Source organism: Nitrobacter winogradskyi Nb-255, assembly GCF_000012725.1.
In the GTDB taxonomy this organism is placed as follows: domain Bacteria; phylum Pseudomonadota; class Alphaproteobacteria; order Rhizobiales; family Xanthobacteraceae; genus Nitrobacter; species Nitrobacter winogradskyi.
The window spans coordinates 2,447,707-2,462,846 of record NC_007406.1 but is presented as its reverse complement, the minus strand read 5'-3'; the positions used below and the strand labels follow the sequence as shown (position 1 = coordinate 2,462,846).

The 15,140-nt window shown below is 63.1% G+C and carries 9 protein-coding genes and 2 pseudogenes; 5 read left to right on the top strand and 6 right to left on the bottom strand.

Annotation, left to right across the window (positions count from 1 at the left end):
• Nucleotides 1-3: 3 nt before the first annotated feature.
• From NWI_RS11790 to NWI_RS11770, 4 genes and pseudogenes are all read right to left on the bottom strand, one after another.
• Nucleotides 4-720 (bottom strand): annotated as a pseudogene (locus NWI_RS11790) (UdgX family uracil-DNA binding protein); the annotation flags it as partial.
• 20 nt (nt 721-740) lie between these two features.
• Nucleotides 741-1,677, bottom strand: a protein-coding gene (locus NWI_RS17060) for an IS630 family transposase (protein ID WP_148203782.1) whose coding sequence is annotated in 2 segments (ribosomal slippage) — nt 741-1,340 and nt 1,342-1,677 — 936 coding nt in all. Because the reading frame shifts where the segments join, the coding sequence is not laid out codon by codon here.
• Between the two features lie 87 nt (nt 1,678-1,764).
• A pseudogene (locus tag NWI_RS11775) lies at nt 1,765-2,493 on the bottom strand (TIGR03915 family putative DNA repair protein); the annotation flags it as partial.
• Nucleotides 2,490-3,734, bottom strand: a complete 1,245-nt coding sequence (locus tag NWI_RS11770; RefSeq protein ID WP_011315480.1) for a putative DNA modification/repair radical SAM protein — start codon at nt 3,732-3,734, stop codon at nt 2,490-2,492. The gene NWI_RS11770 and the pseudogene NWI_RS11775, both read right to left, overlap by 4 nt.
• 169 nt (nt 3,735-3,903) lie before the next feature.
• Between NWI_RS11770 and NWI_RS11765 the strand changes: the two genes are divergently transcribed.
• From NWI_RS11765 to NWI_RS11745, 5 genes are all read left to right on the top strand, one after another.
• On the top strand, nt 3,904-4,716 hold the full coding sequence (locus tag NWI_RS11765) for an ImuA family protein (protein ID WP_011315479.1): 813 nt from the start codon (nt 3,904-3,906) through the stop codon (nt 4,714-4,716).
• Nucleotides 4,655-6,262, top strand: a complete 1,608-nt coding sequence (locus NWI_RS11760) for a Y-family DNA polymerase (RefSeq protein ID WP_244375021.1) — start codon at nt 4,655-4,657, stop codon at nt 6,260-6,262. The genes NWI_RS11765 and NWI_RS11760 overlap by 62 nt, the downstream gene beginning before the upstream one ends.
• On the top strand, nt 6,259-9,786 hold the full coding sequence (locus NWI_RS11755) for an error-prone DNA polymerase (RefSeq protein WP_011315477.1): 3,528 nt from the start codon (nt 6,259-6,261) through the stop codon (nt 9,784-9,786). The genes NWI_RS11760 and NWI_RS11755 overlap by 4 nt, the downstream gene beginning before the upstream one ends.
• 103 nt (nt 9,787-9,889) lie before the next feature.
• Complete coding sequence (locus NWI_RS11750; protein ID WP_011315476.1) at nt 9,890-11,137, top strand: threonine ammonia-lyase; 1,248 nt, start codon at nt 9,890-9,892, stop codon at nt 11,135-11,137.
• Nucleotides 11,138-11,332: 195 nt separating this feature from the next.
• On the top strand, nt 11,333-13,180 hold the full coding sequence (locus tag NWI_RS11745; RefSeq protein WP_011315475.1) for an acetyl-CoA hydrolase/transferase C-terminal domain-containing protein: 1,848 nt from the start codon (nt 11,333-11,335) through the stop codon (nt 13,178-13,180).
• 45 nt (nt 13,181-13,225) lie between these two features.
• Here the strand turns inward: NWI_RS11745 and NWI_RS11740 are convergent, their stop codons facing one another.
• Together NWI_RS11740 and NWI_RS11735 are read right to left on the bottom strand one after the other, a co-directional pair.
• On the bottom strand, nt 13,226-14,005 hold the full coding sequence (locus NWI_RS11740; protein WP_011315474.1) for an enoyl-CoA hydratase: 780 nt from the start codon (nt 14,003-14,005) through the stop codon (nt 13,226-13,228).
• Nucleotides 14,006-14,338: 333 nt separating this feature from the next.
• Nucleotides 14,339-15,061: a hypothetical protein gene (locus NWI_RS11735; protein ID WP_011315473.1), complete on the bottom strand. Its 723-nt coding sequence runs from the start codon at nt 15,059-15,061 to the stop codon at nt 14,339-14,341.
• Nucleotides 15,062-15,140: the final 79 nt, after the last annotated feature.

Below are 15,140 nucleotides of genomic sequence, written 5' to 3'. Positions count from 1 at the left end.
CCATCACGCCGCCCGGTCGCGTTGCAGGTGTGTCGCGGCAATTTTCAGATCGTCGACGAAACGCTTATATTCGCGGGCTCTGTCGTCCTGGTCCGGCAACCGCAGCAGATAGGACGGATGCACCGTCACCAGCGCCTTGCGCCCGTCCTTCATATCGATCAGCCGTCCGCGCGACTTGTTGATCGGTGTGATCTTTCCGAACACGCTTTGCGCAGCGGTTGAGCCCATCGCCACCACCAGCGCCGGATTGACCGCCGCCAGTTCGCGCTCATACCATGGGCGGCACGCCCTAATTTCCGGCGTGTTCGGCTTCTGGTGCAGCCTGATCTTGCCGCGCGGCACGAACTTGAAGTGCTTCACGGCATTGGTGACGTAAACTTTCGTGCGGTCGATTCCGGCTTCCTTGAGTGCGCGGTCAAGCATCTGCCCCGCCGGGCCGATGAACGGTTTCCCCGCGAGGTCTTCCTTGTCGCCGGGCTGCTCGCCCACCAGCATGACCTGTGCGTGCGCCAGTCCTTCGCCGAACACGGTCTGCGTCGCATCCTTCCAGAGGGGGCAGGCGCGGCAGCCGGCGGCCTCTTCGCGGAGGCTTGGGAGGCTGTCATGGGCTGAGGACTGGCGTGCCATTGGCTGCTCCCGCTTCTGCGGTTTCCTGGGCATGGTGGCCTCGGTCGCGATCATCTCGCTCGAGGCGCGGCTTGCGTTCGCGATCAGGGATTTAGAGCCATTTTGGATTGAGATTACGCATAACCGGCGTGATTGAAGAAGTTGATGCATTGGTCTGGAGAGAAGAGATCGAGGATAGAACCGATCCTGTTCCAGAGTGCGGGGATCGATCGCTCGGCGGCCTTTCGCAGATGGGCCTTGAGCTTTGCGAACGCCATCTCGATCGGGTTGAGGTCGGGCGAGTACGGCGGCAGATAGCGCAACTGCGCGCCAGCGGCCTCGATGATTTGTCGAACATCGTCGTTCTTGTGGGCGGGCAGATTGTCCATCACCACGATGTCGCCTGGCTTCAGGGTCGGGACCAGGCATCGTTGCAGGTAGACGCGAAAGATCTCGCCATTCATCGGCTCGTTGATGACAAAGGGAGCGGTGATAGCGTCGTGGCGCAGTGCCGCGACGAAGGTGGTGATCTTCCAGTGACCGTGTGGAATCTTGCCGACCAGGCGTTGGCCACGGCGGCAGCGGCCACGCAATCGCGCCATGTTGGTCGAGGTGCCGGTCTCATCGATGAAGACGAGGCGGGCTGGATCAAGCAGCCCTTGTTGCGCTTTCCAGACCTCGCGGGCCATCGCCACGTCGGGCCGATCCTGCTCGGTCGCGTAAACGCTTTTTTTTGAAGCTGATGCCGCGCCGGTCGTAGAAGCTCCACACCGTTGCCACGCTGACCGTAATGCCGCGCTCGCGCAGCAGGACCCGGACTTCTTCAAGCGTGATATCCGACTGTGCCCCAATCAGGTCGAGCAGCCACGCGGCATGCGGCTCAAGAACCGCGCGACGATGACCGCGAAGGCCGCTCGGCGCCGTTCGTCCGTCAAGCCGCCACTGACGGACCCATTTGATCGCGCTGCTGGCACTCACCGAAAAAACCTTGGCCGCCGAGGTTGCCGAAAGCCCGCCCGCAACCGCACCAATCACCCGCTCGCGCAAATCAGACGAATAGGCCCGTGTCATCGCTGCCTCCGAATCAAGACAGCCAAACCCTGGCCCAGAAAAACCCCTCCGTGAATCCTCAAACGAGTCAGATCAACCCAAAAAGACTCTAATCAGCGAAGCCTCGGGCAGGTTCCGCCAGTATTTCTTCGGCATTTCAGTTTGCATCGCCTTCACCTTGAGGCGGGCCGTATTGAAAATGCTGGCGTAATAGCTGCGCCAGACTTCTTCGAGCCGGTCTCCGGCCGGCGCCTCGTCGCGGCAGACGCCCGGCGTGAACGACAGCCGGTTATCGTTCCAGTGCGCACAGGTGTCGGGCGTCAGAATCGACCAGTTCATGTCCGCGAAACGCCGCATGAAAAAGGGAGCGGCAAGTTCGACGATGTGATGCTCGGGCTCGAACCAGGCGATGAAATGGGTGTCGCGTTCACGGCCGATCTCGCGAAACCGCACGAAGGCGTGCATCTTGTGTTCGTCGCGGCGGACCGCCCTGACCATGTCCCTTATTCTGACGACATCCTGGTCGGTGGCGATATCGAGCAGATCGTGGTTCATGCGCAGTCGCCACAGCAGGCGATAGAGCAGGGCAAACCGCTCGGGATCGCGATGCAGGATCGCCGCCTGCGCGAGTTCGATGAACCGCGCCGGGATATTGAAGGTGCTGACAAACGGTCCGTCGGGCAGAGCCGCGGCGGCGGGTGTAAACAGGTCAGGTTCGTTGCCGGGCGCGCGCCAGACTACATCGTGCGGGGCGGCATTGTTGAGCGCGAGCGCGCGGGCGGCGCGGCGCCAACCGTCGAAATCGGTTTCGCCGTCGAGGATGATGTGGCGGGTCAAAATCCGAACCCCAGTTGCACGGCTTTCGGCTTCAACTGCTCCGCCAGCGTCATGCTCTCCAGGGCTTTCGGCGACTGCCGGTGGTCGGCAAGAACGATGAAGGGCAGCGCCTTGTTTCGGGGGACGTGCAGGCGCGAAAGGTCCGCGGCGCGGATCGAGGTGTAACGTCGCGCGGAGAGAATGCGGTCCACGGCTTTGGTTCCAAAACCCGGCACCCGTAGCAGTTCTTCCCGGCTGGCGCGGTTGATGTCGAGCGGAAAGCGATCGCGGTGGCGCAGCGCCCAGGCGAGTTTCGGATCGATGTCGAGCGGCAGCATCGGGTTCGTGGCATCGACGATCTCGCTGATGTCAAAGCCATAGAAACGCATCAGCCAATCGGCCTGATACAGCCGATGTTCACGCATGAGAGGCGGAGCGCTCAAGGGCAGGGCGCGGCTTGCGTCGGGGATCGGGCTGAAGGCCGAGTAATAGACGCGCTTGAGGCGGTAGGAGCCGTAGAGATTGGCGCTTGTGCTCAAGATCGTTTGATCCGATGCGGCATCGGCACCGACGATCATCTGCGTCGTCTGGCCGGCCGGCGCGAAGCGTGGCGCTCTCACGCGCGCTGTGGCGTCGGCCTTCCTTGCCTCCTTCGCTTCATCCAGCTTCAGCCGCAATCGTCCCATGGTGCGGCGGATGGCGCGCGCATCCTTCTCGGGCGCAAGCTTCGCGAGGCTGTCCTCCTCCGGCATCTCGATGTTGATGGAGAGGCGATCGGCATATTTGCCGGCCTCCGTGATCAAGGCATCATTCGCGTCGGGAATGGTCTTGAGATGGATGTAGCCGCGAAAGCGATGTTCCTCGCGTAGTTTGCGCGCGACAGCGACCACCTGCTCCATGGTATAGTCCGCGCTCCGGATGATGCCCGAAGAGAGAAACAGCCCCTCGATGTAGTTTCGGCGATAGAAGTCGATGGTCAGCCTGACCACTTCGTCGATTGTGAAGCGGGCGCGCGGCACATTCGACGATGCCCGGTTGACGCAGTAGAGGCAGTCGTAGTTGCAGGCATTGGTCAGTAGCACCTTCAGCAGTGAAATGCAGCGTCCGTCCGGCGCATAGGAATGGCAGATGCCCATGCCGGGAGCGGTCGAGCCGAGACCCTTGCCGTCGCGGCTGTCCCGCAGTTCCGTGCCGCTGGAGGCGCAGGAAGCGTCGTACTTGGCGGCGTCAGCCAGGATTTCCAGCTTGCGTTGCAGGTTCATGCTTTCCAATCCTTTGGCGCCACAACCAAAACAAGGTTGGCGATCCCCCGGGCGAAAGCGTCGCCGGAAAGGTCCCGGTTGACTCTTGGCCACGGCGGGCATTTACTAGAACATATAGTGAACATTAAGGCTTGTCACGGGTTCTGATGTCACGGACGGATTTTTGATCATGCCTGGAACCGGAAGCAGTGCGGGAAAGCTTGCGCGCCTGCGTGACCGCATCGCGCGGATTGAGACCTGTCATGGCGGCGCAATGTTAGGCAGGGCGGCGCTCGACCACGCGGAGATGGATGCGGTGTTGCAGGGCGGGCTCTCGCGCGGCGCCGTGCACGAGGTGTTTGCGGAAGGACGTCACAGCGCGGCGGCGACCGGATTCATCGCGGGTCTTGCGCGGAGGATATGTGCGAGACGGCCGCTGCTTTGGGTTCGGCAGGATTTTGCCGCACGCGAATCCGGCGCGTTGTCGATGTGCGGATGGCGCGAACTCGGTCTTGATCCGCGTCTTCTGGTGATGGTCCACGTAGCCGATGCGGAGAGCGCGCTGCGGACGGCGTCCGACGCGCTGGCCTGCGATGCGCTCGGCGCCGTGGTGATGGAGATATGGGGCGAGACGCGTCTGTTCGATCTCGTCGCCAGCCGCAGGCTGACGCTGGCCGCGCGTCATTCCGGCGTCACCGGGTTGCTGCTGCGGGTGGCGGCGACGCCGCTGCCTTCGACGGCGGAGACACGATGGATCGTGCGCCCGGCGGCGAGCTGGCCGTGCGCGGCCTGGCAGGCATGGGGCGCGCCCGTCTTCGAAGCCCGGCTTGTGCGTAATCGTCATGGCCAGACCGGTCAGTGGATCATGGAATGGAAATGTGATGAGTGCCTTTTCCGTAACGCCTCGTGCTCCGGCCCGCAGGCGCATCCTCAGCCTGTGGTTGCCGCGCCTGCCGGCCGACCGTATCCGGCGAAAGTCGTTCCGCTCCGGCGAGCGGGATAACGACCGGCCTTGCGTCATCGTCGCCAAACAAAACAACGCGATGGTCATTTCCGCGCTGAATGACGCGGCCGCGCGCCTCGGCCTGACGATTGGCCTGCCGCTGGCCAATGCCCGCGCGATCTGTCCCGACATCGACGTGTTCGATGCTGACGAGACGGCGGACGCGCGGACATTGAACGGCATCGCCGACTGGTGCGACCGCTTCACGCCGCTGGTGGCGCTCGATCCGCCGCACGGCTTGCTGCTGGACATCACCGGCTGCGCGCATCTGTTCGGCGGGGAGGCGGCGCTGATGAATGCGTTGTGCAGCGCGCTGACGCGACAGGGCTTTGCCGTCAGCGCGGCCATCGCCGGCACGCCGGCCTGTGCACGGGCGCTGACGCGTCATGTTCATGGCCGGATCGTTGCGCCCGGCGAGGAACTGGAGGCCGTCGCGCCGCTGCCGGTGTTCACGCTGGGGACGGATGATGAGATCACGCGCGGGCTGCGCCGCGCCGGCCTGAAAACCATCGGCGATGTCGCCGTACGCGGACGCCATGAGATCGCCGCGCGTTTTGGGGCAGCTTTCACGGCGCTCCTGGAACAGACGCTGGGGCAGCGCGACGCGCCCATCAACCCACGCAGGCCGCCGCCGGATTATATCGTCGAGAAGCGGTTCGCCGAGCCGATCGCCACCGACAGCGCCATCGCGATGACGCTGGCGGGTCTTGCGCGCACGCTGATCGCCGCGATGGAAAAACAGGGCAAGGGCGCACGGCATCTGGAAGCGGGTTTTTTCCGCACCGACGGCGCGGTGCGCGTCATCACGGTGGAAACCGGCCGTCCCGTCACGCGCGGCGAGATCGTCGATCGCCTGTTCCGTGAGCGGCTCGATGCGCTGGCCGACCCGCTCGATCCCGGTTTCGGCTTCGATCTGGTGCGGCTGTCCGCCGTGCGAACCGAATCCGTCGTGCACGAGCAGCGCGACCTCGATGCGCGCGTTCAGGACAATGACGAAGTGGCGGCGCTGATCGACCGCATTGCCGCGCGCATCGGCAGCCATCGCGTCGTCGTTCACCTGCCGCAGGATACTCATATTCCCGAACGCGGAGCGCTCTCATTGCCGGCGCAACAGCATTTCGTGATGGCCATGCGCGCCGAGTGGCCCGCACGTATCGGAAGCGAGCCGCCGTTACGGCCGTTGCGGATGTTTGCGCGGCCGGAGCCGATAGAGGTGACGGCGATGTTTCCCGATGGCCCGCCGGCGCAGTTCAAATGGCGCCATCGTCAGTGTCTCATTGCCCACGTCGAAGGCCCCGAACGCATTGCCATGGAATGGTGGAATCGCTGCGAGCGGGCCTTGTCGCCCGAACCCGACGATGAATTCATGCGCCTGCGTCCGCCGCGAGGCGAGGTTGCGGTCCCGCGCGCCGATGGCCATGCGCTGACGCGTGATTATTTTCGTGCCGAGGATAAGGGAGGCGTACGTTATTGGCTTTATCGCGAAGGAATTTACGGGCGTGAAGTTCAAACGTTCCGGTGGTTTTTGCACGGGATGTTCGCATGAGGCCGACGCGCGACACTCCGTGCTATGCCGAAATCGGCATCGCCACCAACTTCTCGTTCCTTCATGGCGCGTCGCATCCGCAGGAGTATGTACATCAGGCCAGCGAGCTTCGGCTGCCTGTCATCGGCATTGCCGACCGCAACACGCTGGCGGGCGTGGTGCGCGCCTATACGGAGCTAAAAAATCCCGAAGTTCGTTATAAGCCGCGGCTGCTGATCGGATCGCGCCTCGTCTTCATCGACGGTACGCCTGACATTCTCATCTATCCTCGGGACCGGAATGCCTATGGCCGGCTCTGCCAGTTGCTGACCCGCGGCAAGCGGGCCGCGACGAAGGGCGAGTGCCATCTGAAGCTGGATGATCTTCTGGATTTTTCCGAAGGGCAGCTGCTTGTGCTGGCCTTGCCGCATCGTCTTGAAACGGCGAGAGCCATGGAGGTGCTGGACCGGTTGAGGCAGGCTAGCGCGGACGGCGTCTGGCTCGCGGCAAGTCTGCTCTATCGCGGCGACGATCGCCGCCGCCTGTTGCGATTGCAGCGGATCGCGGCCACCGCTCATGTCCCGCTGCTTGCGACCAACGAAGTGCTGTACCATCACCCCGCACGCCGTCCGTTGCAGGATGTCCTCACCTGCGTTCGCGAAAAGACCGCGGTCGATGCCATCGGCCGAAGGCTTGAACTCAATGCCGAGCGTCATCTGAAATCGGCGTGCGAGATGGAGAAGCTGTTTCGTGATCTCCCGGAAGCGATCGCCGAAACAATGCGGTTCGCATCGCGCATCGAATTCACGCTCGACCAGCTTCAGTATCAATATCCCGACGAGCCTGTGCCGCTGGGCAAGAGCGCGCAGCGGCACCTTGAGGATCTGACGTGGGCGGGCGCTCACAAGTACTTTCCGGTGCGTATTCCGCCCAGGACCAGGAAAGTCCTGCACAAGGAGTTGCGTTTGATCCGGCGGCTCAAATACGCGCATTACTTTCTCACCGTGCACGACATCGTGCGGTGGGCGCGCGATCAGGACATTCTCTGCCAGGGGCGCGGATCGGCTGCGAATTCGGCGGTGTGCTACGTGCTCGGCGTCACATCGGTGGATCCCACCAAGGTCGACTTGCTGTTCGAGCGCTTTATTTCCAGGGAACGGCTGGAGCCGCCTGATATCGACGTCGATTTCGAGCATTCGCGCCGCGAGGAGGTGATGCAGTATGTCTATCGCCGTTATGGCCGTCATCGCGCCGCGATTATCGCCACCGTCATTCATTATCGGCCGCGCAGCGCCATCCGCGATGTCGGCAAGGCGCTGGGCCTGACCGAGGATGTCACGGCGGCGCTTGCCGACACGGTGTGGGGAAGCTGGGGCGATGAGGTCAGCGACGCGCAGATCAGGCAGGCGGGATTTGATCCGCGGAACCCGATGGTGCGCCGCGCCGTCGCGCTCGCCACCGAGCTGATCGGGTTTCCGCGCCATCTGTCACAGCATGTCGGCGGCTATGTGCTGACCCAGGATCGGCTCGACACCTATGTGCCGATCGGCAATGCGGCGATGGAGAATCGCACCTTCATCGAGTGGGACAAGGACGATGTCGACGCGCTCCGGATGATGAAGGTCGACGTGCTGGCGCTGGGAATGCTGACCTGCATTCGCAAATGTTTCGATCTGATGGCGGAGCACAAGGGAGAACGGCGGGAGCTGGCGGATATCAGGTCGAGGGACGACGACGAAGTCTATCAGATGTTGCAGCGAGGCGAATCCCTCGGCGTGTTCCAGGTCGAAAGCCGCGCCCAGATGAACATGCTGCCGCGCTTGAGGCCGCGCACGTTCTACGATCTCGTCATCGAGGTCGCCATCGTTCGCCCCGGACCGATCCAGGGCGACATGGTGCATCCTTATCTGAAGCGGCGGGCCATGGACCCGGAGAAGATCGACTATCCCTATCCGAAGAACGGCGACAGGAACGAATTGCGCAACGTGCTGCACAAGACGCTCGGCGTGCCGCTGTTTCAGGAGCAGGCCATGCGCATCGCCATCGAGGCTGCGAAATTCACCTCCGAGGAAGCCAACGGCCTGCGTCGCGCCATGGCGACATTCCGTCATGTCGGCACCATCGGAAAATTCGAAGCCAAGATGGTCGGCAACATGATCGCGCGCGGCTATGATCCGGTGTTCGCGAGAAACTGTTTCGAGCAGATCAAGGGATTCGGATCCTATGGTTTTCCCGAAAGCCACGCGGCGAGCTTTGCGCAGCTTGTCTATGTGTCCGCATGGCTGAAGTGTTTCCATCCGGATGCATTCTGCTGCGGTCTTTTGAATTCGCAGCCGATGGGTTTTTACGCGCCGGCGCAGATCGTCGGCGATGCCCGCAAGAACGGCGTCGAGGTGCGGCCGGTCGACGTCTCGTTCAGCCATTCGCAGAACACGCTGGAAGAGCGCACGGGCAGGTATTGCGCCGTGCGTCTCGGCTTTCGCCAGATCGACGGATTCAAGTGGGTTGATAAGGATGAGGAGCGGGGCAGGCAGCAGGCGGCCGATAAGGAGTTGTTCCCTCCCCCCTTGTGGGGGAGGGTCAGGGAGGGGGGTGAGCTACAAGACCAGTGCTTGAGATGCTCTCCTCTCCACCTCTCCTCCACAGGGGGGGAGAGAGCAGGCAGTGCGTGGATTGGAACTTCAAACCCGTCGTCGCGAGAGCAGCTATTTTCTTCTTCGCTGACATCCGATGACTGGGGTGAGCGGATCGTGGCCGCGCGCCAACACAGGCCGTTCGCCTCCATTGAGGACTTTGCCCGCGCCACGAAACTGCCGAAGCGAGCTCTGATCCTGCTGGCCGATGCCGATGCCTTTCGCTCGCTCGGGCTGGACCGCCGCGCGGCGCTATGGGCGGTGCGCCGCCTGCCGGATGACGTGCCGCTGCCATTGTTCGAAAGCGCCATCGCGCGCGAACTGCCTGACGAACATGCCGCGCCTCTGCCTCCGATGCCGCTATCCGAGCAGGTGGTAGCCGATTATCAGACCGTGCGGTTGTCGCTGAAGGGCCATCCGATGGAATTTTTGCGCGGGACATTATCAAACGAGGGCGTGGCGAGTTGCGCCGAGGTTTGCCATGCCAATGACAGGCGGCGCGTCAGATGCGCGGGCGTGGTGCTGGTGCGGCAGCGGCCGGGCAGCGCCAACGGCGTCGTCTTCATGACGCTGGAAGACGAGACCGGAATTGCCAATATCGTGGTGTGGCCGAAGATCATGGAGCGCTACCGCAAGGAGGTGATGGGCGCGCGGCTGATCGAGGTGGAGGGCCTCATCCAGAGCAGCCCGGAGCGGGTCGTCCATCTTGTCGCAAGCAGGCTCGCTGATCGTTCAGCCGAACTGATGCATCTGGCGAACGACGCGCTGGTTTCCCGTCACCCGCTGCCGCAACCCGCCGCATCGGCCGAACCGTTCAGTGACGATCGCCGTGATCAGCCCGCCCATGCGGCGCAACGCGTCCGTCACCCCCGCAATGTGCGTATCCTGCCACGCTCGAGGGATTTTCATTGAAAAAGCCGCCTCTCTGTCGCAAGAGCGCGCTGTACCGATTCATATTTCTTTCTTGCGGCGGATTGAGCGCCCCTCGTTCAGACGCCAGTTACGGAGAACCAGCATGAGCGACGCGGAGCAGGGCAAATCCATCGGGACGGCGGACCTGCAGGCCGCCGCCGCCCGGCTCGCCGGCCGCGTCGTTCGCACGCCGCTGGTTCATTCGCGCACGCTGTCGGAGATCACCGGGGCCGAGGTCTGGCTCAAGCTGGAAAATCAGCAGTTCGTCGCCTCTTTCAAGGAGCGCGGCGCCGCCAACAAGATTCTCACGCTGTCGGAAGACGAGGCGAAGCGCGGCGTCATTGCCATGTCCGCGGGTAACCACGCCCAGGGCGTCGCCTATCACGCTCACAATCTCGGAATCGCCGCCACGATCGTGATGCCGAAATCGACGCCTTTCGTGAAGGTGTCGCGAACCAGGAAGCTGGGCGCGCGGGTTCGGCTCGAGGGTGAGATCCTGGCGGAAGCCGCCGCCTTTGCCCGGCAACTGGCCGCCGATGAGAATCTTGTCTTTGTTCACCCTTATAATGATCCGGCGGTGATCGCCGGGCAGGGCACGGTGGCGCTTGAGATGCTGGAAGATCAACCGGCCCTCGACTGCATCCTCACGCCGGTCGGCGGCGGGGGGCTGGTCGCAGGTTGCGCGATCGCGGCAGCGGATCATACGTCGCAGGTCGAGGTCATCGGCGTCGAGGTGGAATCCTACGCCGCCGTGGTGCAGCATCTCGCCGGGCGTCCGGTCTCGGTCGGCGGCGCGACCATCGCCGAAGGCATCGCGGTGCGCGATGTCGGCGCGCTGCCGCTGGCGATCCTGCGCGAGCACGGCATCGAGGTGGTGACGGTGGCTGAGCGCATGATCGAGAAGGCTGTCATCCAGATGCTGGAAATCGAGAAGACCGTGACGGAAGGCGCGGGCGCGGCCGCGCTCGCCGCGCTGATGAGCGATCCCGGACGGTTTGTCGGGCGCAAGGTCGGCTTGATCGTCTCCGGCGGCAACATCGATACGCGGACGCTCGCCAATGTGCTGATGCGAGGGCTGGTGCGCGACGGCCGGCTGATCGATCTCGTGGTGGAGATTTCCGACAAGCCGGGCGCGCTGGCTGAACTCGCATGCATCATCGCCGAACTCCGTGGCAACATCGTCGAGGTGCAGCATCAGCGCCTGTTCAGCGCACTGTCCGCCAACATGACCGAGGTCGAACTGGTGATCGAGGCGCAGGACACGGCGCACGGCAGCGCGATCGTCGCCGGGCTGGAAGCCAAGGGTGTGAGAGCGCGCCGCCGTGACCGGCTGGTGCTATCGAGGGATTGAGAGCGCAATCACATTGGATGGTTGCGGGCCGTTACCGGAACATGGAAGCATGAAGGCGTATCCAGAGCCTTCTCGCTTCTGATAGAATCAGAAGCGAGGCTCTATAACCTTGATTTAACGCGTTTTCTTCACGCGAACCGGTATCCACTTCGCTCGAAAACGCTATAACATGACGGATGTGCGGACAATGACCTGATGCCCAGGATTTACACCGATCCCGCCGCGGTCGTCGATGACATCATCCGCGAGACCGGTCCTCGCCTGACGGTGGGACTGCCGCTCGGGCTCGGCAAGGCCAATCACATCGCCAATGCGCTGTATCGCCGGGCGGCGGCCGATAGTGATCTTGACCTCACGTTTTTCGCGGCGCTGACGCTGGAGAAGCCGCGCCCGTCGAATGAAATGGAAAGAAGGTTCATAGCGCCGGTGATCGAAAGGCTGTTCGGCGAATGGCCGGACCTCGACTACGCCTCCGCGTTGCATAAAGGTGACCTGCCGCCGAACATCAAGATCATCGAATTCTTCTTCCTGGCCGGAAAGTGGCTTCGCAACACCTATGCCCAGCAACACTACGTCGCCGCCAACTACACTCACGCCGCGTCCTATATCCTCGACCACGGCCTCAACGTCATCACGCAACTTGTGGCCAAGCGCGTCGTCGGCGGCGAGACGCGCTACAGCCTGAGTTGCAACACCGATACCACGCTGGATCTCCTGCGCGCCCGCGCCGCCGGCCGTGCGTCGTTCAAGCTGGTGGGGCAGGTCAATTCGCAATTGCCGTTCATGCCGGGGGCGGGCGATTTGCCGGCCAGCGAATTCAGCGCAGTCCTCGACAGTCCCGCTACAGACTTTCCGTTATTCGCGCCGCCGTCAGAGCCGGTATCCGACACCAAATATGCCATCGGCCTGCATACCGCCGGATTGATCAGGGATGGCGGCAGCCTGCAGATCGGTATTGGCCAGACCAGCGACGCGCTGGCGCAAAGCCTGATCCTTCGTCACCGCGACAACGCGCGTTTCCGCGAGATCGCTACGCGGCTTGCGCCGGACAGGACGATGGCGGAGACCGCGCCGTTCGCGATCGGCCTTTATGGCGTCAGCGAAATGGTGTTCGAGGCGTTTCTCGGGTTGATCAAGGCGGGCGTGTTGAAGCGCGAGGTCGACGGCGCCGTCCTGCATGGCGCGTTCTTCCTCGGATCGCAATCGTTCTACCGCGCCTTGCGCGAGATGACGCCGGACGAACTATCCCGCATTCAGATGACGGCGGTGTCTTTCACCAATGATCTTTATGGCGATGAGGCCGGCAAGCGCCACGCCCGCGTTGATGCTCGTTTCGTCAATAATACGATGATGGCGACCCTGATGGGGGCTGCGGTTTCCGACGGTCTCGAGAACGGTCAGGTGGTGAGCGGCGTCGGCGGTCAGTACAATTTCGTGGCGCAGGCTTTCGCGCTTCAAGGCGCTCGTTCGATCCTCACGCTGGAGGCGAGCAGGCGGGAGAAAAGCGGCGTGGTGTCGAACATCCGCTGGGCTTACGGTCATGCCACCGTTCCGCGCCACCTGCGTGATATCGTCGTCACCGAATACGGGGTCGCGGACCTGCGCGGAAAATCCGATGCCGACGTGATCGCGGCGATGCTCAACGTGGCGGATTCGCGTTTTCAGGCCGAGCTGATGCGGCAGGCCAAGGACGCCGGCAAGTTGCCGAAAAGCCATGAGATACCTGCCGTTCATCGCGAGAATTTCGCCGGCCGGATCAAGGCTGCGTTGAGGCCTGCGCACGCGGCCGGGCTGCTGCCGCGGTTTCCCTTCGGCAGCGACTTCACCGAAGTCGAGCAGCGGCTGATCCCTGCGCTTGAAACCTTGCGCGACGCATCGCGCTCCCCGCTCTCGCTGATGGGTTTGCTGATGAAGGGATTGCGTCCCGGCGATGTGTCGACTCAGCCCGCGCTCGCCCGCATGGGGCTCGATCATCCGACGACGTTATCAGACAGGCTCTACCGTGCGCTGCTCAATGGCGCGCTGAAGGAGAGCGGGAAGTAAAACACGGTGCCGCAGTCGCCTCGCGCGCTGAGCGAGAACGATAGGTCATCGGTTCTTGTTGGTCGGCTTGCGCTTCTCGATGAACGCCGCCATGCCTTCGGCGCGATCCTCCAGCGCGAAGGTCGCACGAAACAGGTCGCGCTCGACGTTCATGCCTTCCGACAGCGTGGTTTCGAAGGCGCGGTTCACGGCGTCCTTCGCCATCGCCGCGGCTGGACGCGACATCGACGCGATTTTTTTCGCGGCAGCCATCGCCTCGTCCATCAGCTTGTCGACGGGCACGACGCGACTGACGAGGCCCGAACGCTCCGCCTCGGCTGCGTCCATCATCCGCCCGGTGAGGCAGAGGTCCATCGCCTTGGCCTTGCCGATGGCGCGGGTCAGGCGCTGCGTGCCGCCGATGCCGGGAATGGTGCCGAGGGTGATTTCGGGTTGGCCGAATGTCGCGTTGTCGGAGGCGATGATGATGTCGCACATCATGGCCAGTTCGCAGCCGCCGCCGAGCGCGTAGCCGCTGACCGCCGCGATCGTCGGCTTGCGGCAGGTGGCGATACGGTCGCCGCCGATGGCCTTGAAGTCCTCGTTGAGCATATCGATGAAGCTTTTCGGCTGCATCTCCTTGATGTCGGCTCCGGCGGCGAATGCCTTCTCGTTGCCGGTGATCAGGATGCATCCGATTCCGTCGTCGGCCTCGAACCCGTCGACCGCCGCTGCGATCTCGCGAAGCACCGCGAAAGACAGCGCGTTGAGCATTTTCGGGCGGTTCAATCGGATGACGCCGACCTGGTCCTTGCTCTCGATGATGATGTGCTCGAAAGTGCGCATGGTCGGTCCCGCTTTGTGATAGAGCCTTTCCGCTTCTGGTAGAACCAGAAGCGGGCTCTTACTTTGATCTGACGCGTTTTCTTTACGCGAACCGGTGTCCATCCTCGGGTCAAGCCCGAGGACATGATTCGCTTGAAAACGCCCTGGCCGGTCGTGAGGAGTACGTGGCGACCGACGACAATGTGCCCGCGGTCGACTCGCGCCGCAAGGTCGTGTGGACCGTTCCCGCGCGAAGCGGGTGAAACCTTCCCGCTTCTGGGGTCATCAGAAGCGGGGCGCCCGGATTTTGACTCGATGTGTTTTCTTCGCGCGATCAGCGGCCGTGTGCGGATATCAGGCCATGAACATCCGGGCGGCGGAGCCGATCATGAGCAGGCCGCCGAAGGCGATGAAGATCTTGCCGATCAAGGAGGTCTGGTTCCAGGTAGAACTGTCGTTCGCGGCGGTCTGGCCGGTATCGGCGTTATGAGAGGTCGGTGCGATGTCAATCGAGGCCAATGCCAGGCTTGGTGCAACCTGATGGTTCCCGGCCACCGTGCGATCGATTTCATTGATCTCATCGGAGGAAACGATATCAACGCGAGCCGCGGGGGAGGAGGTGTTGTCGGGGGGCAGCGCGCCGTCTTCCTGATTGACGGCCAGCATCTCGCCGGCGCTGTTGGCAAGCGCGCTTGCTTCGGTTTTTGGGGAATCGTCCCCCGACAACCCTGCGGTGCCGGCGGGCATCTCGACGCTGGCGTTTGCGTTGGCGATCGTCGGCGGCAGCGGTATGGGCTTGTTGCTGTCCTGGGCTGTGGAGGCGGTCGTTTCCTCCGCTTTTACATTGGCTCTGGGTTCAGGTTTGACTTTTCGTGTGCGTGCGGCGTGCCGCTTGTGCGCGCGGTGCTTGGAAAACTTGCCAAGCTTGATCGGCGCTCCCGCCTGTCCGGGATGGGTGGCGGCGGCCACGCCTGCGGGTTCCGCGGCGCTGTCGGTCGCGCGCATTGGCCCCGCGAAGCCCAGTAAAAGCCCCGCTGCGATGATCAACGCCGAGCGCCCGCTGGCTCCGATGCTCATGACGATCTCCCCGTTTGTCGGTCCCTGATCGGCAAGAGAAACGGCGGGAGTGGCCAGACCGGGGCAGAAAAAGGGAATT